We start from the raw sequence: 20,902 nt of genomic DNA, 5'->3' as shown, positions 1-20,902 counted from the left end.
TTTTGAGCAGCTTAGGGTGGGTTAGCCACAACACTTTTTAAATTTGCGTCCGCTGCCACACGGGCAGGGGTCATTACGTCCCGCTTTGACATGACCGGGGAAGACACCATCGATATATCGCCACTGAAGCTGTCCATCGATCGTTTCTTTGACAAAACGAGAGCGCTCGAACAGGCACTGAGGCTCACCGTCGGCAATAAAGTGAGCTTTGAAGGTCACAAAGCCAAGTTCACCTTGTTGCAACACCTCACTATCTAGCACCTCGAGAGACTGCCACTGATGTTGAGTCATGGTGGCAATGTCTTCACGAAACGAGCTGGCGCCACATTCACTGTGATAGGTCGCAACAATAAAATCCACCAAGCCTTTGGGGTGTGCACTATAACGAGCGCGCATCAATTGCTCAGGATGAGACGCATTGGCAGGGTTTTGGTGAATAGGGGCGCAACAGTCTTGATAGGTTTTATGACTGCAACAAGGGCACAAGTCAGTTTGCATAGCTTTCTCTTAACAATAGGCTGAATGGCTTAACGATGGATAAAGTTGCGGGTTTGTAAGTCACACCCTTGGGCACTACACATCAAGACAGAACCGTGATCATACCAGTCGCCTAACACAATCCGTTGGTACGCGGTGCCGTGTTGGTGCCACTGATGAATATGAGGGCGGTGAGTATGGCCGTGAATCATGTTAGTGACTCCCGCTTTATCCAACTGGCGCTGCACTTCTTGTGGCGTCACATCCATGATGGTGGATGACTTTTGCTGGTTGGCATTGGCACTGCCTGCGCGCATTTTGGCCGCAATCTTACGGCGCCATGTTAGCGGCAAGCACAAAAAGAGTCGCTGCAACCAAGGCTGGTGGACTTTGCGGCGAAACGCTTGATAGTCAACATCCTCTAAACACAAGGTATCCCCGTGTAAGATCAGGGTAGGGGTGCCATATAAATCGATGCACTCAAGCTCGTTTAACAGGGTTACGCCGGTTTCCATAGCAAAGCGTTGACCAATCAAAAAATCGCGATTGCCATGAATAAAATACACCGGCACGCCGCGCTCCGTCACCGCAGAAAACGCCGCTTTAATTTGTTGGTGAAACGGGCTGTTATCATCATCACCAATCCATGCTTCGAATAAGTCCCCGAGTACATAGAGCGCGTCGGCGTGTATCACTTCCTGCTGCATAAAACGTTCAAAGCAGTCGGTAATATCAGGCCGCGTTGGGCTTAAATGGAGATCGGCAATAAAGAGGGTATGTGGCATGCGTTGGCTTTATGATGGTAATAAAAGAAAGGGTAGCCTGAGCTACCCTTGTTGACGAGTGCGGCTTAGTCTTCGATAGTCACGCTATCGATCAAGACTTCTTCAACCGGCACGTCTTGGTGGACATAACCCCAGTTACCGGTGGCAACGCCTTTAATTTTGTTCACGACGTCCATGCCATCAACCACTTCTGCGAATACACAGTAGCCCCAGCCATCTGGCGTTTTAGCTTTGTGATCGAGGAACAGGTTGTCATTAACGTTGATGAAAAACTGCGAGCTTGCTGAGTGCGGCTCCATGGTGCGCGCCATCGCAAGCATGCCAGTACGGTTACTTAAGCCGTTATCCGCTTCGTTTTTAATCGGTGCGCGGGTTGGCTTTTCTTCCATGCCAGAGGCCATGCCACCGCCTTGGACCATAAAGCCGTCAATCACGCGGTGGAACAGGGTTCCGTTGTAAAAGCCGTCACGGCAGTATTGTAAAAAGTTCTCGACCGTAGCCGGTGCTTCGTCCGCAAACATGCGTAATTTGATGTCACCGAACGTGGTATGAAGAGTCACCATGATGTAATCCTGTCATTGGCTTGGCTATAAGGAGCCAAGATTTTAGCCTAACAACGTCTCTGATCAAGCTCGATCCGTGATACAAGCCGAATTAATCCATATTCTCTGGTTCAAAATGATGCAGCAAGGTCTTCAAAAGGCCGGACAATTGGTCTTGTTGTGCTTGACTCAACGGGCTCAACATTTTGTGTAAGTTATCGGTGTGCGCCACCACTGCATCATCAATCAATTGCAGTCCAGCGTCGGTCAATGAAACATAAACACCACGGCGGTCATTGGGATCTGGACTGCGTGCAACCAACCCTTTCTGCTCGAGGCGATCAATTCGATTGGTCATTGCACCTGAGGTGAGCATCAGCGATTGCAGCAGCTGGTTGGGTGTAAGCGTGTGCGGTTTGCCTGAACGGCGCAGCGTTGCGAGGACGTCAAACTCCCCCGGGTTTAAGTTGAATTGATTGAACACCTGCTGAAGGCGCGGATTAATATGCCCTACCACGCGCGCCAACCGCCCGGTAATGGCCATCGGAGAGGGGTCGATATCAGGGCGTTCTTGATGCCACTGAGACAAAATCATATCGACTTTATCGGGCGAACCGAACTCGGCTGAGGATGGCGTGGCGACTTGGTGTTGCTTAGTTGATCGTGTCATGAAAATACCGTGGTTTATTTATCGGTAAAGATTCTTTACAGGAAGCTAAGCGATCTTATCCATGAGCTCAACCACTCATGACAGTTTTTAGTAACGAGATGTGAGTGAGATCGTAGACAACAATTCGGGCAAGACAGCCTGTTGCGTGTCTGTCGTGCTTGCGTCAAGCAGGTATAAAAGGTGTAATAGTCCATTCATTCTAATTTTGTCACTATCGTAACGAGTAACCAAAACCACTATGTCGACGCCAACTAACACGTTAAAGATATACAACTCATTGACGCGAGAGAAAGAGATCTTTCAACCCATCACGCCGGGAAAAATCGGCATGTATGTCTGTGGGGTGACCATTTACGATCTTTGTCATATCGGTCATGGGCGTACTTTCGTGGCGTTTGACATGATCTCACGTTATTTGCGCCATCGTGGTTATGACTTAACGTTTGTCCGCAATATTACCGACATCGACGATAAAATTATCAAACGTGCGGCGGAAAACGGCGAAAGCTGTGAGTCACTGACTGAGCGTTTGATCAGTGAAATGCATCAAGACTTTGATGCGCTCAACATGGCACGTCCCGATATCGAACCGCGCGCCACCGACTACATTGATGAAATTATCTCGCTAGTCGAAAAGTTGATTGAGCGAGGCTTTGCTTACGTTGCAGACAATGGCGATGTGATGTTCGAAGTCGCGAAATTTGACGATTACGGCAAGCTATCCAAGCAAGATCTTGAACAACTGCAGGCCGGTGCCCGTGTTGATGTGGAAGCGGCGAAGCGTAGCCCTCTCGATTTTGTGTTATGGAAAATGTCTAAGCCGGGCGAACCAACTTGGGAGTCGCCATGGGGAGCCGGCCGTCCGGGCTGGCACATCGAATGTTCAGCGATGAACTCTGCGATTTTAGGTGATCACTTTGATATTCACGGTGGCGGCTCTGACTTGCAGTTCCCTCACCATGAGAATGAAATTGCACAGTCTTGCTGCGCGCACAACACCCAGTATGTGAATACGTGGATGCACAGTGGCATGGTGATGGTTGACCGTGAAAAGATGTCCAAATCTTTGGGGAACTTCTTTACTATCCGCGACGTGTTGGCGCACTACGATGCCGAAACCGTGCGCTACTTCTTGCTGTCCGGTCACTATCGTAGCCAGCTCAATTACAGCGATGAAAACCTCAATCAAGCCCGTTCAGCGCTCGAGCGTCTGTACACTGCACTGCGAGGGCTCGACGAGGCAACRCCAGCCGGTGGCGATGAATACGTGGCACGCTTTGAAGCGGCGATGGACGATGATTTCAACACGCCAGAAGCCTACTCCGTGCTCTTTGATATGGCGCGTGAGGTTAACCGCTTACGCGGCGATGATATGGCAGCGGCATCCGCACTGGGTGCGCAAATGCGTAAATTGGCGTCGGTTCTTGGTTTGCTTGAGCAAAATGCCGATAGCTTCTTGCAAGGCGATGCAGGCGCTGACGATGAAGTGGCAAAGATTGAAGCCCTCATTCAAACACGTAATGACGCCCGTAAAGCCAAAGACTTTGCGGCTGCCGATGCGGCGCGCGATGCGCTCACCGCGATGGGCATTGTGCTAGAAGACGGTCCTCAAGGCACCACTTGGCGTCGTAAGTAAGCCAAAGCATAGCGCCCTCGAACGACTCACCCAAAAAACGGAGCCCCAAAGCTCCGTTTTTTCTTATCCGAATCGCATGCTTTTATTGGCACTCATGTTTTACTCGCGATAGTGGCGGTGCTATTCCAATCAAGGCAGCTGTTACAGTCCGGGTGTCACCACGCGTTTGTCGGCTTCCGGCAGCTCACTGCCGCAATGCTTACAAAATGACGCATCGGACTCATGGCCGCTTTTTGAACAATTCGGACACTTTACTAAGTTGCGATGCAGTGACATCTGCTGGCCAATCTCAGCGGTGATGATCCCGGTAGGCACGGCAATGATCGAGTAGCCCATCAACATGGTGAATGACGCCAAGGCCTTACCTACATCGGTTTGCGGCACTATATCACCATAGCCCACCGTGGTGAGGGTGACGATCGCCCAGTAGATAGCATAGGGGATACTGGTAAAGCCGTTTTCTGGCCCTTCAATCACATACATGAGTGCGCCGAACACGGTGACTAGAATTGCCACGGAGAAAAAGAAAATCATCACCTTGCGCGATGATAGCATCATCGAACGGAGTAAGATGTTGGAGTCTTCCAAAAAGCGCATCAACCTCAGAACCCGAAAGATACGTAAAACCCTTAGCAGGCGTACGACCATTAAATAGGTGGTGCCGGGAACAAAAATCGCGATATAGGTCGGCAAAATTGCAAGTAAATCGACGACACCATAAAAGCTACGCGCGTAAGCAGAAGGACGTGGAGAGCAGTAAAGGCGCAGTATGTACTCAATGGTAAAGATGCCGGTAAAGCCCCACTCAATCCAAAACAACCAGTTGGACCACTTAGCGTGAAAGCTAGCAATCGACTCCAGCATCAGTACCACCATCGAGGCGAGGATCAGCACGATCAACGCGATATCAAATGCTTTTCCATGCGGTGTGTCAGTGCCAAAAATGGTGGTATATAAATAGCGTTTTACTCGGTTTTGCGCGTCGGCCATAAGAGGTCCTTGCTATGAATGACACTGATATTGGGCCGAAAAAAAACCGGCACTGCAACCTTTGCTGCGTGCCGGTTATACGTAACTGTGGCTCGGATTACATTTAGCTCAGTCCGGGGAACAACGCCCGCATTCCTGAGGCAATAAACTCAATGCCTAACGAGCCTAGAATAAGGCCCATAATCCGAGTAATGACGTTGATACCCGTTTGGCCGAGAAAGCGCACTACCGCAGGGCCCACACGGAACAGTCCCCAAATACCGGCGGCAAAGATCACTAAGGTGGCAATCAGTGTCAGCGTGCTCCATGTATCTGGGTATTGAGAACCGTAAACAATGGTGGAGCTGATCGCACCCGGGCCAGCCAGCAAAGGCATCGCCAGCGGCACTACACCGACTTGTTCCCGACTGATCGACTCAGACTGCTCTTGCTTGTTTTGCTTACCTTCGCCGAGCTTCCCGTTCATCATGGTAAAAGCAATACTCAGCAATAGCATGCCTCCCGCCACGCGGAACGAGTCCAGCGAAATACTGAACAAATCCAACAACATTTGTCCGGCCAGCAAGGAAACAATCAAGATAACGGCGACGGCGATCGCGGCAGTATAGGCCGTGCGATTGCGTTCTTGTTCATCGAGATGGGCGGTCAAGGTGACAAAAACGGGCATGATACCAATGGGGTTAACAGCGGCAAAAAGCCCGACAAAAAACTGTACGAAGATCATGGGGTCGAAGGCTGCCATGGCGACTCTCGTGATGCGGTGAGGAAGTCCAGTTTCTCTCGGGTTAATGGTTGCGTCAGTATAGCGAGCTCAGCCCAAAAACCAACCGCTTGAGCTTGCATTTTATGCATTTACTGATTGCGTTTCTTTAAACGGATTTTTTGATGTGCTACAGGTGGGCGATCACTGTCACGCAACTTTCTCTCAGCAAACTATACTGAGGGTCGAGTGACGTGGACATAAATAACAACTTTAGCGGCTATTTGTTGAAAATTTCATACAATACCCGCCTTTGGTACTGAGATGTAATGTAAATTACATGTTGCATTGGTGAAAAATGTAGACACATGCCCAGTGTGCTACAAAGATAATAAACCCAGTAACAATGGGGATTAAACGCAGAGATTATTGATATTGATTTGATAACAAATGATCGAGATCAAGTTGTTGATGCTGTGAAAATTTATACTCAGTTTTGAAAGTTATTTACTAAATGCCACGCACCAAACCGTGTCGCTAACTGTCAGAAACATCGGTTAGCTTGCAACAATGCTGCGGCAAGCAATTACTAAATGATTTTCAAATATGAACCAGGAGATGACTATGCCTGTCACTAATATTGCTGAACTCAACGCCATGGTTGAGCGTGTCAAAAAGGCACAAAAAGAATTTGCCACCTACTCACAGGAGCAAGTTGACAAAATCTTCCGTGCAGCCTCGCTTGCCGCGAACAATGCGCGTATCCCTCTGGCCAAACAAGCTGTTGAAGAGTCAGGCATGGGTATCTTGGAAGACAAGGTAATCAAAAACCACTTCGCGTCTGAGTTTATCTACAACAAATACAAAGATGAGAAAACCTGCGGCATTCTAGAAGAGAATGATGAGTTCGGCACCATCACTATCGCTGAGCCTGTAGGCCTTATCTGTGGTATCGTTCCAACCACCAACCCGACCTCTACCGCGATTTTCAAATCACTGATTTCTTTGAAAACCCGTAACGGTATTATCTTCTCGCCACACCCACGTGCGAAAAACTCAACCAATGATGCGGCTAAACTTGTGCTGGAAGCAGCGGTTGCAGCAGGTGCACCGAAAGACATCATCGGCTGGATTGACCAACCTTCAGTTGAGCTTTCTAACGCATTGATGAAGCATGATGACATCAACCTGATCCTTGCGACCGGTGGTCCAGGCATGGTTAAAGCGGCTTACTCATCAGGTAAACCTGCGATTGGTGTCGGTGCGGGTAACGTGCCGGTCGTGATTGACGAAACAGCGGATATCAAACGTGCGGTTGCATCTGTATTGATGTCAAAAACCTTCGATAACGGTGTGGTCTGTGCATCAGAGCAAGCGGTTATCGTGATGGACGAAGTGTACGACGAAGTGAAAGAACGTTTTGCTTCTCACAAAGCTTATGTCCTGAGCAAAGCCGAAGCAGACAAAGTGCGTAAAGTTATCCTGATTAACGGTAACCTGAACGCAGACATCGTTGGCCAGCCCGCCACTAAGATTGCCGATATGGCAGGTGTGAGCGTGCCGTCTGACACCAAGGTACTGATCGGCGAAGGCCTTGAAATCAGCATCGAAGAAGAATTCGCTCACGAGAAACTCTCGCCAACCTTGGGTATGTTCCGTGCGAAAAGCTTCGAGCACGCCGTGGATATGGCATGCAAAATGGTAGAAATGGGCGGTATCGGTCATACCTCTGGCTTATACACCAACCAAGACGTTAACCAAGATCGCATCAAGTACTTCGGCGACCGCCTGAAAACAGCGCGTATTCTGGTGAACATCCCAACCACCCACGGTGGCATCGGTGACCTGTACAACTTCAACGTTGCACCATCACTCACACTGGGTTGTGGCTCTTGGGGCGGTAACTCGATTTCTGAAAACGTTGGGCCTAAACACCTGATGAACAAGAAAACTGTTGCGAAGCGAGCTGAGAATATGCTGTGGCACAAACTACCAAAATCTATCTACTTCCGTCGCGGCAGCTTGCCAATCGCGCTGAGTGATTTGGAAGACAAGAAACGTGCGATGATCGTGACTGACCGTTTCTTGTTCAACAACGGTTACTCTGACGATATCGAAAAAATGCTCAAAGCGCAGGGCATGGATGTGACCACCTTCTTTGAAGTGGAAGCCGATCCTACCTTGAGCGTGGTACGCAAAGGTGCCGACGCGATGAAGAGCTTCCAGCCAGACGTGATCATTGCCCTAGGTGGTGGTTCACCAATGGATGCAGCGAAAATCATGTGGGTTATGTACGAGCACCCGGAAACTGCGTTCGAAGAGCTAGCAATGCGCTTTATGGATATCCGTAAACGTATTTATAAGTTCCCTAAAATGGGTAAAAAAGCAGAGCTGGTTTGTGTAACGACCACATCAGGTACAGGCTCAGAAGTAACGCCGTTTGCAGTTGTTACCGACGATGAAACCGGTGCCAAATACCCACTGGCTGATTACGAGCTGACACCACAGATGGCGATTGTTGATGCCAACTTGGTAATGAACATGCCGAAGTCTCTGACTGCCTTTGGTGGTTATGATGCGATTACGCACGCTTTGGAAGCTTATGTGTCAGTACTGGCAAGCGAATATTCTGACGGTCAAGCGCTACAAGCACTGAAACTGCTGAACGAGTATCTACCAGCGAGCTATGCGCACGGTGCGAACGACCCAATTGCACGTGAAAAAGTACACAATGGTGCGACCATTGCCGGTATTGCGTTTGCTAACGCCTTCTTGGGTGTGTGTCACTCAATGGCGCACAAAATCGGTGCTGAGTTCCACTTACCACACGGTCTTGCTAACGCACTGCTGATTTCAAACGTGGTTCGTTTCAACGCCAACGACAACCCAACCAAACAAACTGCGTTCTCACAGTACGACCGTCCACAAGCACGTCGTCGTTATGCAGAAGTTGCGGATCACTTAGGTCTGTCTCAAGACGGTGACCGCACAGCGCAGAAGATTGAGCGTCTCCTCGCTTGGTTGGAAGAAATGAAGTTGAAACTGGATATCCCTGCGTCTATCCAAGCGGCCGGTGTCCCAGAAGCTGACTTCATTGCCAAACTTGATGAGCTTGCGGAAGAAGCGTTCGATGACCAATGTACTGGTGCGAACCCACGCTACCCACTGATCAAAGAGCTAAAAGAAGWGCTGTTGGCCTCTTACTACGGTAAGCCATATGTTGAAGGTGAAACCTTCGAAGGCACCACGGTTATCAAGAAAAAAGATGACCAACCAGCGGCCGCGCCAACTAAAGCGGGTGCAGACAAAAAAGGTGCGAAAGCAAAAGCCTAATCGCGACGCTTTCACCGAATAAAAATCAAGACCCGCCTCGGCGGGTCTTTTTTGTGCGTTTAATGGCTTAACTTGGCGGGGTGAACATACGTCTCAGCATCAGGCCTGAATCGGGATCTTGAATACAGAGCCCTTTGGTTACGGAATACGGAAAGAGACGAGATGCTTCGCTTACGAAGTACGGGAAAAGCATAAAGCCGTTTCTAGGCCCTAGGCCCTAGGTCCTCGATCCCTCTACCCACTTGCCTCTAATAATCGGCCGTTAAAAGAGTCGTTGGAGACGATATATTCCGCATTACGAATCAGCTCATCATCCATTCCTCCGCTTGCGCGATTCATCGTGCGTCCGCGAGGAACAATACCGCCAACGCGAATTTTGAGCCCAGATAATTCTTTAGCCCACCGCTGAGTGAGCCCTCCAATCATGGCATTAGCGACCGTATCTGGGGTTAAATGATGGCCGGCAACATTAATAATCACACCGGGGCGTCCACGCTGTTGCATGCAAACGGCGGCGCGTTGCACGACGACATAATAATGCGAAGTAGAATCGGCGACCGTTTGTGGCATATCACCCAAGTTTCCATTGTCTAAAAGGCTAGGCAGAACATCCCCTTGCCAATGATTGATGAGCACATCAATACCACCAAACAGTGTGACGATTTGAGCAAAGGCATCATTGATGGATTGAGGCTGATAATCGGCTAAACAGATCGGCTGGATCCGGCCGGGATAATCTCGGCACTGATCGGCGCTTAGGCGTAGCGTCGGCCACTCGGTATCAAGCAGTACGACATCGGCGCCTAATGAGCAAAAATGTTCAGCCATGGCACGCCCGGATGGCGAGCCGCCTGCTGTGATGACGACCACCGCGTTATCTATCTTCATGGTCATTTCCTCAATCACATCAATCCTTTACGAAAAATCACTGTCTCTACAATATGTTACGAATTTCATTCACGAGAAAGTGACAACTTACCCCCAGCTTGTTCAAGCGTGGGAAGTTAATACTGGTACAGAAACACGCGGGGTGCGCAAAAAATGTTCAAAACAAGTGGGTAAATTGGGGATCGATTGCTCGGAATATATAGAGGATCACATTTTGGAAAAGGATCGCTATTTATCGTCGGGATCGACTTGCGATCTTGGTGGTTATGCGCTCACACGCATTTTGTCTTGGCAGTGTGCGGTGGTGAGATTTTCATACAAGGTCGTCGGGTTGAGTGAGAGTCGTGCAGACTCGCTATCTGCCAATTTACGACGCTGGTGGCCAGATAAATTGTGATAGACCGCCTCATCAAAGCCGTGGGTGCCTTGGGGCGGGTAGTGCATGGCAGCAGGTGCGAGCTGAAAGCGCAGATGTGCACTGGCAATCCCGCCACGGTGGAAGGCATCGGCTTGCGCACCAGCACGAACGTAATCTTCTTCATTACTGGCCGCCAACGGCTGAGGTGGGGCAAGCTGAAATTGACGACGTAGAACCTCATCATTAATGGTCTTTTCGTCAAGCGGTGAGAGTGGCGTTGACTCATTGGCATCACCGGACATCAGGGCGAGCATCAACGCAAAATCAGAGCGACGTCCTTGCGTCACTGCATGATTCAGCTTGTCTCCAAACTGCACATCACTGATGATGCGTGCTTTGTCGATGGTGTGCACTGTCACTGTGGGCGCCTTACCTTAAGTATCAAACCAATGAGCCGGTTACTTTGGTTATCGGCAAGGCGCAGAGAACTTTAGCTTTTTTTGCCTACTGAGCGTTTTAACTGACTTTCGCTAACCGCGGCTTCAGGGGCTGAGTTTGTTGGCCGGCAAAGTGACGCATGGAAAACGCAACGCGCGCTTCGGGTAATGGTGGATAGCGACATGGCGGTAAAGACTCGATCAACCTTAGTCTGGGCAACAAGCCACAGCCATTGGCGATTTGAATCGCAAGCCCGGGGCGAGCATTTAACTCCAACACCATTGGGCCTTTGTCTTTATCAAGGACCATATCGGTGCCCATGTAACCGAGCCCAGTCATCTCCCACGCACTGGCGGCAAGGGTGAGCAATTGCTGCCAATGTGGGACCCTAAGCGTATACAAGTCTTGGTGCGTATCAGGGTGGTGAGTAATGGGGCTGTTAAATTGCACCGCTTTTAATGCATGACCAGTTGCAAGATCCAGCCCAACCCCAACCGCGCCTTGGTGCAGGTTAGCCTTACCGTCTGACGCCGAGGTTGAGAGACGCATCATCGCCATCACAGGATAGCCTTGAAACACAATCACACGAATATCAGGCACGCCTTCATAACTAAAGCCGCTAAAGCTGTCATCGAACGCGATTAAGTTCTCGACCACCGCCACATCGGCTTTACCGCCGAGGGAAAACAAGCCCGCCAATGTGTTGGTAATATGGCGCTCTACATCGTCATGACTGACTTCTTTGCCGGAGGCTTTAAAATAGCGCCCTTGGTGATTTTGCGTGATCACCATGATCCCTTTACCGCCAGAGCCTTGGGCCGGTTTAATCACAAAGCCCGGCCAGTTTGCGACCATGGCGTGAATGCGTTTAACATCCGCTTGGCTATCAATCACACCAATCAAGTCCGGCACCGTCGCGCCGGCTTGTTGTGCAATCAGTTTGGTTTTGAGCTTATCATCCACCAGTGGATACAAGCGTCTATCGTTGTAGCGACCAATATAACGAATATTACGTTGGTTCATGCCCATCACGCCCGCTTCATTGAGACGGAAGGGCGACGCCAGTTTAGCGAGGAGTGTTCGCATCATCACCTCCCGAGGTGGGCGCAAGGCCGAGACTTTTTTCATTAGCAGCAAGTGGGCGGAAGCGCTTCAGCTCAGAGAGGCGATAGCCCGTGTAGTTACCCAGCATTAAGATCAGGGCCAGAATCACTAACTGCACACCAATGAAATTAAAGGTCAGATGGCGAACTAACTCATTGGTCATCGCGAGATAGACCAGCACGGCGGTGAGAAGCGAGCCGCCGCCTTGAATAACCACCTCTTTAGCGCCTTCTTCTTCCCATAGAATCGACATCCGTTCAATCGTCCATGACAAGATGATCATCGGGAAGAAGGTAATGGTTAGTCCTTCGATTAGGCCGATGTGGAACGCAATCACACTGAACACGGCGATAATCAAAATCACGGTAATAATCACCGCAGAGATCCGTGCCACCAGCAATAAGTTGAGCCGGGAGAGATAACTTCGGATCACCAAGCCCGTGCCGACAATCAGAACAAAGCCAACAATGCCGGTGATTAATTGGGTTTGCACAAACGCGACTGCAATCAATACTGGCATAAAGGTGCCAGAGGTTTTTAAGCCAACAATGACCCGTAAGAACACCACGATCAGCGCACCAATTGGGATCAGCATGATGGTTTTGAACATGGCTTGCTCTTCAATCGGCAAGCTATGAATCGAAAAGTTGAGCAGATCGTCGGCGTTCACTTTGGCGGTGGTCGCCTGCTGCGGACTGATATCCTGAGAAATGATCGAGAAGTTGACATGACTGTGCTCACCGCCTGTCACTTCCAGCAAAGGACCGCCTCGTTGGTTCCATAGGAGAACGTCGTCGCGATGGCCATTTTGTCCGGTAGTGAGATCGAATAAATGCCACTGTGTGTCTTGCCACACTTGGATCATTGGTGAGATGCTTTGGCGACGGCGACCGTCTTCTAACTTCAAACCACCCACAACGCGGGCATGGATCCCTTCTAGCGCCAATGTCTTTTGAACCGCATCTGGCTTATCAAAGGCGTTAAGCAACAATGCCGCGTTTTGGCTGTCGGTGCTGTTAAATTGTTTGATTAGCTCTCTGGTCAGGGTGATGTTATCCGCCGAGCGGGCGCGAGCACGATCGAGTAAGGCGAGCGCAGCGTTTTTAGCCGCATTGTCCATTACCGGGGCAGCAACGGTGTCGTGCTCCGGTGGCGTCATGGTATAGCGGGCACTGTCATCCACCAGCATTTGGTTTTTGAAATAAAGGGTTTGTTCGCCGGTGGCGGTGCGTGTTGACCATTGCGCTTGGCGGCCGTAGTCGGTATCAAGCAAAGAAAACCCATAGCCAGATGACGAGGTGCTTTCGTCAATCAAAGTCAGGCCGGGTTGGCTATCGGGCGCGGCAAGATTCACCTTCACCGGCCCACCGGTGGCATCAAAATTGATGCGTGCTTCAATCTGCCACACTTGGCGAGTTTCATCAGCGAGCCATGGCACGCCATAAACCATATGACGGTATGCGCTTAACGCAATACCTGCCAAGACCAGAAAACCGATTAAAAAGTAAAATGGAACACGTGAAACCATAAAGGTGACCTATTTTTGGTTAGCGTCGTTACTGCTAGCATCCGGTTGCGTTTCAGGCTCGTACTTGGGATGAATATGTTCTTGGCTGACATCAACCACTGCGAGATCTTTGAAGAACTCTCGGCCCAGTAGGACGGGATATTCCATGTTGGTGCGATCAGCGAGCGTAAATTGGGTTTTTTCGTGGATACTGCCGACACGGATCCAGGCTTCTACAACTGGACGACGGTCGGTTTTATCGGTGGAAGATTGGCGAATACGCACCCAGCGTTTCACCGGCATTTCCATAAACACGGGCTCGTCATTATTTTCGCTATGGTTAACGTTAAACTTCACCCAAGTATCACCATCGCGTTCAAATTCTTGAATATCCACTGCATTCAATGAAGATGTTTCTGCGCCGGTGTCAACGCGCGCTTGGAAAGTGCTTTCTACCGCGTCAAACCATACCCATTCACGGGCACCCAATAAGACTTTATCGTCGTTGACCGGGACACGAACCACTTTCTCTTTCACCTTCACTTCCGGTTTGGCCTCCGCCATGTTGGCGTACACTTTCGCTTGGGTGCGCTGCATCACTTTCAGTTGGCTTTCGATCGCACTGATTTTGTCAGATAAACGAGAAAGCGCATCATCATGATTCGATAATGACGCGGATAGATTTTGCTGTTGCTGATTGGTTTGTGCGGCAACATGGTCAATTTTGTCCAATGTTTCTTGGTGTTGGTGCTGTGAGGTGAGGGTACAACCTGACATCGTTAACAAGAGCGCACTAATCAGTGAGCAGCGAAATAACATCATAATCTCCAACCGGTGCAAAAATGGTTCAGTCACGTCTCAGTCAAGGCGCCGAACGGTGAGCGCAAATTCTAATCGATGCGGCGAAGATGGGTAGAGGGATTCTGTCAAAAGTTAGTCAGGATTGACTGAGTGATGGTTTTATCGACGTTTTCTGTCACTTTTTGCCCGTTATCTTTTTGATCTGGATAGAAAATATGGCGTGAACGTGAAAGAAAGTCGAGGCGGTTAAATAATGTTCTGCTTGCTGAACGTCAAGCCAACGTGCGCCCCTTGTCAAACCAAGAGGCGCGCAATCATTAATCAGGGTTACGTGCGACCAAAATGGCACGTTTAGGGGCGGGATAGCCTTCTACCGTAAGATGCGGATTGGCAGGGTCAAGGTAATCGGGCAGTGAATTATGGGTCATCCACTCGGTGCTGCGTTGTTCGTCAGTGGTAGTAACACACTCATCAACAATCCGAACGTCTACGAAACCGACCTTTTCTAACCAGACTTTCAGTGCACGAGCTGAGGGGAAGAAATACACATTACGCATTTGCGCATAGCGGTCAGTCGGAACCAACACTGCGTTTTCATCACCATCGATCACTAAGGTTTCCAACACCAGCTCGCCATCTTTACGCAATTGATCTTTGAGTTGCATCAGATGATCGAGCGGGGAGCGGCGGTGATATAACACACCCATACTAAACACGGTGTCGAATGCACGCAGCGCCGGCAGTTTTTCGATTCCCAAAGGCAGAAGGTGGGCGCGTTGGTCGTTGCCCATCAAGCGGCGGATGGCATCGAACTGCATCAAGAAAAGCTCTGATGGGTCAATACCGACGGTCAGTGCTGCGCCTTCTCCCAGCATACGCCACATGTGATAGCCATTACCACAGCCAACATCCAAGATGTAACGGCCTTTGAGTGGCGAAATATGAGGAAGCACACGATCCCATTTCCAGTCGGAGCGCCATTCGGTATCAATATCAATGCCATGCACCTGATACGGGCCTTTGCGCCACGGATGGAAGCTACGTAATAAGTTTTCGAGCTTTTTGCGTTCACCGGACGGCAGACTTTGGTCATCGCCAATACGCACCGCGTCTTTCAGCTCAACCGTTTCTGGCGCGGTAGTTGGGATCTTATTAAGCACCTTAATCCACTTCGGCATATCGCCATGCGGCTGGTTTTGCCACTCCGCTAATTGGGCCGGGAGAACCTCCAGCCAGTGGCTTAGGCGATTTTTGGCAATAAGCTGATAGAAGTCAGAAAAATCAAACATGAAACTACTCGTACCGGTTGGCTTACTTGATGGCTAGCATAGAGCCGAAGTTAAAACACTGGAACCACATGGCAACACTACTAAAACCGATATCACTCAATCGGGCTTTGTGGGTGCCAATACTGTCTGGACGCATGACGTTTTCAAGGGCGCTACGCTTTTGGCTAATTTCCAGCTCGCTGTATCCATTGGCACGTTTAAAGTCATGGTGTAGGTCAATCAAAAGCTCGTTGGCAGTGTCATCATCAAAGCAGTACTTTTCCGATAAAATCAGGATGCCACCGGGATTAAGCCCTTGGTAAATTTTGCTTAACAAGGCTTGGCGGTCGTCAGGACTTAAAAATTGCAGGGTAAAGTTAAGTACAACCATAGACGCATTTTGGATCTCGATATCTCGAATATCCGCTTCTTTGACCTCTACGTCAGCAGCACCACGGTATGCGTTCACATGGAGACGACAGCGTTCGACCATCGCCGACGAGTTATCTACCGCGATAATCTGGCAGCTTGCGTGTTCGATATGGCGACGCATCGATAAGGTGGCCGCGCCCAATGAACAGCCCAAATCGTAGATATTGGTATTTGGCTTGGCAAAACGCTGCGCCAACATCCCAATCGCCGAAATGATATTGCTATAACCCGGTACGGATCGTTGAATCATGTCCGGAAAGACTTCGGCGACGTTCGCGTCGAAGGTAAAATCACCCAGTTTTTCAATGGGCGCCGCGAAAATTTTATCCTGATTAGCCATGAGAGCCCCTACAAATCAGCCAATGCCCAGCAGTAAAAGCGGCGTATTGTAGTGAATTTTTCCCCGTCTGTCTTTATTCTGCCTTGCCATTGTCCCTAGGTGATTACAGCAGCGAGAACTGCTGTGACTGTGCCGCGCGTTGCACACTGGCGAGAGGGGTTGATAATTCAAGGCGTTGGTAGAGCGCTGCGGCAAGCGCAGGAGCCTGATCATTATCTGAAGTATGGATCATTAAATAAGGTGTTTTCCCTTCATTCATCCAGTGCTGCAATTTGGCGATCCACGGCGTAAAGAAAGCGGCATTTTCATCGAGCGTGGGGTGACCAATAAAGCGCACCATGGGCGCTTCATGGGTGGCGATAGCATGAACCGGTACGCGTGGCTTTTTCTGTTGGGCGTCAATAATCGCCGGCGAGTCCGGTTTGGCGGCGAACACAGGGCGGCTGTCCATGATCACCCGATTCGCTTTCTGTTCGAGTAGCAGGCGATTCAATTGACGCTCGGCGTCGCCTTTGGCAAAAAATGCTGGGTGACGGACTTCCACGCCAACCGAAAAATCCGCGGGTAGTTGCTGTAAGAAAGTAGCCAATGCCGGCAAGCCTTCGGGACCAAAACGGGCAGGGAGTTGGATGGTCCATTGCCCCACCTTTTCATGGAGCGGCGCCATCAGGGTGATGAAATCTTGCGTCAATGTCTGCGCATGGCGCAACTGGCACTGATGGGTAATGGTTTGCGGAAATTTAAAGGTAAACCGAAACGCATCCGGCGTGGCCGCGGCCCAATTGGCAACTGATGAGCTTGAGGGTGAGGCATAAAAGGTCGTATTGCCTTCAACCGTATTAAACACCTCCGCATAGCGCGCTAAACGATCGGCCGTTTTGGTGCCCGGAGGATAAAAGTGATGTTGCCAGCTGGGGTGGGACCATTGTGTCAGCCCAAGGCGTAGGGGCGGCACGGAAACGTGATTTAACGTCAGGGACATGGCTTGGCTTTTATCGGTCAATCGAGATGGTGATAGCCTAATCGGAAGTGCGCCAAAAAACCATTCATCGGCCAAACAGAATAAAAAAGCGCGATCGCTTTACCAAGGGAGGGGCTTTTCCTTTATAATGGCAGGTCTTTGACAGTAACGGCACCAATGGGGGCGTACCGTCAGGTACGACAGACGCTGTTACCCGAATTCCCCTCAGTATTTGGCAGGCTTGTGCCCAAGGGGGCAAGCGGAATAATCAGAATCAGATCAGGAATACTCTATGCGCACCCAATATTGTGGTCACCTGAATAAAGCCCATGTCGGGCAAGAAGTAAGTCTTTGTGGTTGGGTTAACCGTCGTCGTGATTTGGGCGGATTGATTTTTATCGATATGCGAGACCGTGAAGGGCTCGTACAGGTCGTGATCGATCCTGATATGGGTGACGTTTACGAGCAAGCGAACAAGCTACGTAACGAATTCTGTATTCAAATTCGCGGTGAAGTGCGTGCGCGTCCAGACAGCCAAATCAACCGTGATATGGCGACCGGTGAAGTTGAAGTGGTGGCAACTGGGTTAGACATCATTAACCGCAGTGCCCCGTTACCGATCGACTTCAACCAATTCATCTCTGAAGAACAGCGTTTGAAGTACCGCTATCTTGACCTGCGTCGTCCAGAAATGAGTGACCGCATCAAATTGCGTGCGAAAGCGACTAGCTTTGTCCGTCGTTTCTTGGACAGCAATGACTTTTTAGATATCGAAACGCCGGTATTGACCAAAGCAACGCCAGAAGGCGCGCGTGACTACTTGGTTCCTAGCCGTGTGCATAAAGGCAGCTTCTATGCCTTGCCACAATCGCCTCAGCTGTTTAAGCAGTTGTTGATGATGTCTGGCTTTGACCGTTACTACCAAATCGTGAAGTGCTTCCGTGATGAAGACTTGCGCGCTGACCGTCAGCCAGAATTTACCCAGATCGATATCGAAACCTCGTTCATGAGCGCTGAGCAAGTGCGCGAAGTGACCGAGAACATGATCCGCGAAATGTGGCAGTCGCTGCTTGACGTCGACTTGGGTGCTTTCCCAATCATGAAATATGAAGAAGCGATGCGTCGCTTTGGCTCTGACAAACCGGATCTGCGTAACCCGCTTGAAATCGTCGATGTGGCGGATCTGGTCAAAGACGTTGAATTTAAAGTCTTCTCAGGCCCGGCAAACGATGAAAAAGGCCGCGTTGCCGTCATTCGTGTACCGGGCGGTGCCAGCCTGTCTCGCAAGCAAATTGACGAATACACCAAGTTTGTGGGTATCTATGGCGCCAAAGGGCTTGCATGGCTGAAAGTCAATGACCGTGACGCGGGCTTGGACGGTGTTCAGTCACCGGTAGCGAAATTCCTTAATGCGGATGTGGTTGAAGGGATCCTTTCACGTACTGAAGCACAAACCGGTGATATCATCCTGTTTGGCTCAGATAAAAAGTCGGTAGTCACCGAAGCGTTGGGCGCATTGCGCGTGAAGCTTGGTCTGGATCTCGAGCTGACAGACACCCAAGCATGGGCACCGCTGTGGGTGGTTGACTTCCCAATGTTTGAGGAAGACGACGAAGGTAACCTTCATGCAATGCACCACCCATTCACCGCGCCAACTGACGTGACCCCAGAAGCGCTGAAAGCGAATCCGGCAGCGGCGAACTCGAATGCTTACGACATGGTTATCAATGGCTATGAAGTGGGTGGCGGCTCGGTGCGTATCCACAACCCAGAGATGCAAGCGGCAGTATTCGAAACCCTTGGTATTGGCGAACAAGAGCAGCGCGAGAAGTTTGGCTTCTTGCTGGATGCACTGAAATTTGGTACCCCACCACACGCAGGTTTGGCGTTTGGTATGGACCGTTTGGTGATGTTGCTATCTGGCACTGAAAACATTCGTGACGTGATTGCTTTCCCGAAAACCACGGCAGCGGCTTGTTTGATGACAGATGCACCTAGCATTGCTAACGAAGCAGCGCTTGAAGAACTGGCGCTTAGCATTACTGCGGCGGCGGAACAAAGCGAGTAACGTCATCCAGAGACGATAAGTCCGATCACGGGCGACAGCGTTTGCCCGTTGACCCCATGATTAAGAGCGATGCCTATCTCGCGGTATGGCCTTAGCATGCGGGAATTTTCATCAACGCGCCTCCGACTGCAAAGCCAAGGCGCGTTTTTTCTTATTACTCCTTTCACGTGAGGGGAGCGCAAAAAACGGAGAGTCGATATGGCAGGTCACAGTAAGTGGTCGAACATTAAACACCGTAAAGCCGCTCAAGACGCGAAGCGCGGTAAGATTTTCACCAAACTAATCCGAGAAATTGTGGTGGCAACCAAAGAAGGTGGCCCCGAAGCAGAAACCAATCCTCGCCTGCGTGCCGCGGTGGATAAAGCGCTGTCTAACAATATGACCCGTGACACCATCAATCGTGCGATTTCGCGCGGTACGGGCGGTGATGGCGACGACAACATGGAAACGGTGATCTACGAAGGCTACGGTCCGGCAGGGACGGCGGTGATGGTAGAGTGCATGACCGACAACCGTAACCGTACCGTGTCTGGTGTGCGTCACGCATTCTCAAAATCAGGCGGTAATCTGGGTACAGATGGTTCGGTGAGCTTCTTATTCGAGAAAAAAGGCGTGATCACCTACGCTTCAGGGCTTGACGAAGATGCGGTGATGGAAGCTGCATTGGAAGGGGGAGCCGATGATGTGGTGACTTACGACGATGGCTCGATGGATGTCTACACCACGCCAAATGATTTCGGCAATGTAAAAGATGCCTTGGACAAAGCGGGTTTCGAGGCTGAGCGTGCTGAAGTCACACAAGTGCCGTCGACCAAAGCGGAGCTGGATGCGGACACCGCCCCTAAGCTACTGCGTCTTATCGATATGCTAGAAGACCTTGACGATGTGCAAGAAGTCTACCATAACGGTGATATCTCCGACGAAGTGGCAGCGAGCTTAAGTTAAATGGCAATCATACTGGGCATTGACCCAGGTTCGCGGATCACCGGCTACGGCGTGATCCGCCAACAAGGCCGRCATTTGGAGTACCTTGGCAGCGGCTGTATTCGTACCGACAGTGAGGATTTACCCGGCCGGCTCAAGCAAATTTATGCGGGGGTGAGTGAAGTGATCACCCAATTTCAGCCGGATAACTTTGCAATTGAACAAGTGTTTATGGCGCGTAACGCCGACTCCGCGCTGAAGCTGGGTCAAGCTCGTGGCAGTGCCATTGTCGCTGCCGTGAATGCAAACTTACCGGTGTCAGAATATGCGGCCCGTTTGATCAAACAAGCCGTCGTGGGGAAAGGCAGTGCGGATAAAAAGCAGGTGCAGCACATGGTCACCCATATGTTGAAACTCAATGCTACTCCACAAGCCGATGCTGCCGATGCGCTTGCCGTGGCGATTTGTCATGCGCATACCTATCACACCATGATAGCGATGGCGGGCAAAGCCAGCTCTGCGCGTCGCGGGCGGTATCGGTAAAAGCGCCTAGGGATTTCGAATACAGAGCGCTTCGCTTACAGAATACGGGAAGWGCAGGAAGTAGTGCCTAGATCCTAGGATCCCAGGCCCTAGGAACTTTTTCTATTACTCGTTCCCACGCTCCTGCGTGGGAATGC

At 50.4% G+C, this 20,902-nt stretch carries 19 protein-coding genes; 5 read left to right on the top strand and 14 right to left on the bottom strand.

The window, feature by feature from the left end; translation table 11 throughout:
* Nucleotides 1–21 precede the first annotated feature (21 nt).
* From BZJ18_RS04015 to BZJ18_RS04000, 4 genes are all read right to left on the bottom strand, one after another.
* A complete protein-coding gene (locus BZJ18_RS04015; protein WP_077455434.1) occupies nt 22–498 on the bottom strand; it encodes a YchJ family metal-binding protein in 477 nt (158 codons plus the stop codon).
* Between the two features lie 29 nt (nt 499–527).
* Nucleotides 528–1,262, bottom strand: a complete 735-nt coding sequence (lpxH, locus tag BZJ18_RS04010; RefSeq protein WP_077455433.1) for a UDP-2,3-diacylglucosamine diphosphatase — start codon at nt 1,260–1,262, stop codon at nt 528–530.
* 65 nt (nt 1,263–1,327) lie between these two features.
* A complete protein-coding gene (locus BZJ18_RS04005; RefSeq protein ID WP_077455432.1) occupies nt 1,328–1,825 on the bottom strand; it encodes a peptidylprolyl isomerase in 498 nt (165 codons plus the stop codon).
* A gap of 91 nt (nt 1,826–1,916) precedes the next feature.
* Entirely contained in the window at nt 1,917–2,474 is a 558-nt protein-coding gene (locus BZJ18_RS04000; RefSeq protein WP_077455431.1) for a MarR family winged helix-turn-helix transcriptional regulator, read from the bottom strand.
* Nucleotides 2,475–2,712: 238 nt separating this feature from the next.
* On the opposite strand from BZJ18_RS04000, the gene cysS reads away from it, so the two are divergent.
* Entirely contained in the window at nt 2,713–4,110 is a 1,398-nt protein-coding gene (cysS, locus tag BZJ18_RS03995; RefSeq protein ID WP_069587325.1) for a cysteine--tRNA ligase, read from the top strand.
* Between the two features lie 141 nt (nt 4,111–4,251).
* On the opposite strand, the gene BZJ18_RS03990 is transcribed toward cysS, so the two are convergent.
* Together BZJ18_RS03990 and BZJ18_RS03985 are read right to left on the bottom strand one after the other, a co-directional pair.
* Entirely contained in the window at nt 4,252–5,100 is an 849-nt protein-coding gene (locus tag BZJ18_RS03990) for an ion transporter (protein WP_077455430.1), read from the bottom strand.
* 103 nt (nt 5,101–5,203) lie between these two features.
* Complete coding sequence (locus tag BZJ18_RS03985; protein WP_077455429.1) at nt 5,204–5,842, bottom strand: YchE family NAAT transporter; 639 nt, start codon at nt 5,840–5,842, stop codon at nt 5,204–5,206.
* A 582-nt stretch (nt 5,843–6,424) separates the two neighbouring features.
* Here BZJ18_RS03985 and adhE point away from each other — a divergent pair.
* On the top strand, nt 6,425–9,133 hold the full coding sequence (adhE, locus tag BZJ18_RS03980; protein ID WP_077455428.1) for a bifunctional acetaldehyde-CoA/alcohol dehydrogenase: 2,709 nt from the start codon (nt 6,425–6,427) through the stop codon (nt 9,131–9,133).
* Between the two features lie 234 nt (nt 9,134–9,367).
* On the opposite strand, the gene BZJ18_RS03975 is transcribed toward adhE, so the two are convergent.
* From BZJ18_RS03975 to BZJ18_RS03940, 8 genes are all read right to left on the bottom strand, one after another.
* Complete coding sequence (locus BZJ18_RS03975) at nt 9,368–10,021, bottom strand: SDR family NAD(P)-dependent oxidoreductase (RefSeq protein ID WP_158011250.1); 654 nt, start codon at nt 10,019–10,021, stop codon at nt 9,368–9,370.
* 264 nt (nt 10,022–10,285) lie between these two features.
* Nucleotides 10,286–10,798: a VC2046/SO_2500 family protein gene (locus tag BZJ18_RS03970; RefSeq protein WP_077455426.1), complete on the bottom strand. Its 513-nt coding sequence runs from the start codon at nt 10,796–10,798 to the stop codon at nt 10,286–10,288.
* 97 nt (nt 10,799–10,895) lie between these two features.
* Complete coding sequence (locus tag BZJ18_RS03965; protein WP_069591045.1) at nt 10,896–11,903, bottom strand: alpha-L-glutamate ligase-like protein; 1,008 nt, start codon at nt 11,901–11,903, stop codon at nt 10,896–10,898.
* A complete protein-coding gene (locus tag BZJ18_RS03960; protein WP_077455425.1) occupies nt 11,884–13,449 on the bottom strand; it encodes an inactive transglutaminase family protein in 1,566 nt (521 codons plus the stop codon). The genes BZJ18_RS03965 and BZJ18_RS03960 overlap by 20 nt, the downstream gene beginning before the upstream one ends.
* A gap of 9 nt (nt 13,450–13,458) precedes the next feature.
* Complete coding sequence (locus tag BZJ18_RS03955) at nt 13,459–14,250, bottom strand: ATP-dependent zinc protease family protein (protein WP_241824912.1); 792 nt, start codon at nt 14,248–14,250, stop codon at nt 13,459–13,461.
* 296 nt (nt 14,251–14,546) lie between these two features.
* A complete protein-coding gene (gene cmoB / locus BZJ18_RS03950; RefSeq protein WP_077455423.1) occupies nt 14,547–15,518 on the bottom strand; it encodes a tRNA 5-methoxyuridine(34)/uridine 5-oxyacetic acid(34) synthase CmoB in 972 nt (323 codons plus the stop codon).
* 22 nt (nt 15,519–15,540) lie between these two features.
* Nucleotides 15,541–16,269, bottom strand: coding sequence for a carboxy-S-adenosyl-L-methionine synthase CmoA (gene cmoA, locus BZJ18_RS03945; protein ID WP_077455422.1), 729 nt, complete (start codon nt 16,267–16,269; stop codon nt 15,541–15,543).
* A gap of 103 nt (nt 16,270–16,372) precedes the next feature.
* Nucleotides 16,373–17,251 (bottom strand): DUF72 domain-containing protein, encoded by an 879-nt coding sequence (locus BZJ18_RS03940; protein WP_077455470.1) that lies wholly within the window; start codon nt 17,249–17,251, stop codon nt 16,373–16,375.
* A gap of 271 nt (nt 17,252–17,522) precedes the next feature.
* Here BZJ18_RS03940 and aspS point away from each other — a divergent pair, with 271 nt between their 5' ends.
* The 3 genes from aspS (at nt 17,523) to ruvC (ending at nt 20,765) form a co-directional block, all read left to right on the top strand.
* Nucleotides 17,523–19,298 carry an aspartate--tRNA ligase gene (gene aspS / locus BZJ18_RS03935; RefSeq protein WP_077455421.1) on the top strand — a complete coding sequence of 592 codons (1,776 nt, stop codon included), beginning with the start codon at nt 17,523–17,525 and terminating at the stop codon, nt 19,296–19,298.
* A 198-nt stretch (nt 19,299–19,496) separates the two neighbouring features.
* Nucleotides 19,497–20,243, top strand: a complete 747-nt coding sequence (locus BZJ18_RS03930; protein ID WP_077455420.1) for a YebC/PmpR family DNA-binding transcriptional regulator — start codon at nt 19,497–19,499, stop codon at nt 20,241–20,243.
* A complete protein-coding gene (gene ruvC / locus BZJ18_RS03925; RefSeq protein ID WP_069591060.1) occupies nt 20,244–20,765 on the top strand; it encodes a crossover junction endodeoxyribonuclease RuvC in 522 nt (173 codons plus the stop codon). It begins immediately after the preceding gene.
* The last annotated feature ends 137 nt before the right edge of the window (nt 20,766–20,902 follow it).

The organism is Salinivibrio sp. IB872 (assembly GCF_001995345.1).
GTDB classification, from domain to species: domain Bacteria; phylum Pseudomonadota; class Gammaproteobacteria; order Enterobacterales; family Vibrionaceae; genus Salinivibrio; species Salinivibrio proteolyticus.
The sequence above is the reverse complement of the archived record's forward strand: the minus strand, read 5'-3'. Positions and strand labels throughout refer to the sequence as shown.

What these genes read in the sequence shown, in the direction of transcription:
- lpxH (WP_077455433.1), bottom strand. Translation starts at nt 1,262, where the DNA reads ATGCCACATACCCTCTTTATTGCCGATCTCCATTTAAGCCCAACGCGG.
- aspS (WP_077455421.1), top strand. Translation starts at nt 17,523, where the DNA reads ATGCGCACCCAATATTGTGGTCACCTGAATAAAGCCCATGTCGGGCAA.
- BZJ18_RS03965 (WP_069591045.1), bottom strand. Translation starts at nt 11,903, where the DNA reads ATGCGAACACTCCTCGCTAAACTGGCGTCGCCCTTCCGTCTCAATGAA.
- BZJ18_RS03975 (WP_158011250.1), bottom strand. Translation starts at nt 10,021, where the DNA reads ATGAAGATAGATAACGCGGTGGTCGTCATCACAGCAGGCGGCTCGCCA.
- BZJ18_RS04015 (WP_077455434.1), bottom strand. Translation starts at nt 498, where the DNA reads ATGCAAACTGACTTGTGCCCTTGTTGCAGTCATAAAACCTATCAAGAC.
- BZJ18_RS03990 (WP_077455430.1), bottom strand. Translation starts at nt 5,100, where the DNA reads ATGGCCGACGCGCAAAACCGAGTAAAACGCTATTTATATACCACCATT.
- cmoA (WP_077455422.1), bottom strand. Translation starts at nt 16,269, where the DNA reads ATGGCTAATCAGGATAAAATTTTCGCGGCGCCCATTGAAAAACTGGGT.
- BZJ18_RS04000 (WP_077455431.1), bottom strand. Translation starts at nt 2,474, where the DNA reads ATGACACGATCAACTAAGCAACACCAAGTCGCCACGCCATCCTCAGCC.
- BZJ18_RS04005 (WP_077455432.1), bottom strand. Translation starts at nt 1,825, where the DNA reads ATGGTGACTCTTCATACCACGTTCGGTGACATCAAATTACGCATGTTT.
- BZJ18_RS03955 (WP_241824912.1), bottom strand. Translation starts at nt 14,250, where the DNA reads ATGATGTTATTTCGCTGCTCACTGATTAGTGCGCTCTTGTTAACGATG.
- cmoB (WP_077455423.1), bottom strand. Translation starts at nt 15,518, where the DNA reads ATGTTTGATTTTTCTGACTTCTATCAGCTTATTGCCAAAAATCGCCTA.
- BZJ18_RS03960 (WP_077455425.1), bottom strand. Translation starts at nt 13,449, where the DNA reads ATGGTTTCACGTGTTCCATTTTACTTTTTAATCGGTTTTCTGGTCTTG.
- BZJ18_RS03930 (WP_077455420.1), top strand. Translation starts at nt 19,497, where the DNA reads ATGGCAGGTCACAGTAAGTGGTCGAACATTAAACACCGTAAAGCCGCT.
- BZJ18_RS03940 (WP_077455470.1), bottom strand. Translation starts at nt 17,251, where the DNA reads ATGTCCCTGACGTTAAATCACGTTTCCGTGCCGCCCCTACGCCTTGGG.
- BZJ18_RS03985 (WP_077455429.1), bottom strand. Translation starts at nt 5,842, where the DNA reads ATGGCAGCCTTCGACCCCATGATCTTCGTACAGTTTTTTGTCGGGCTT.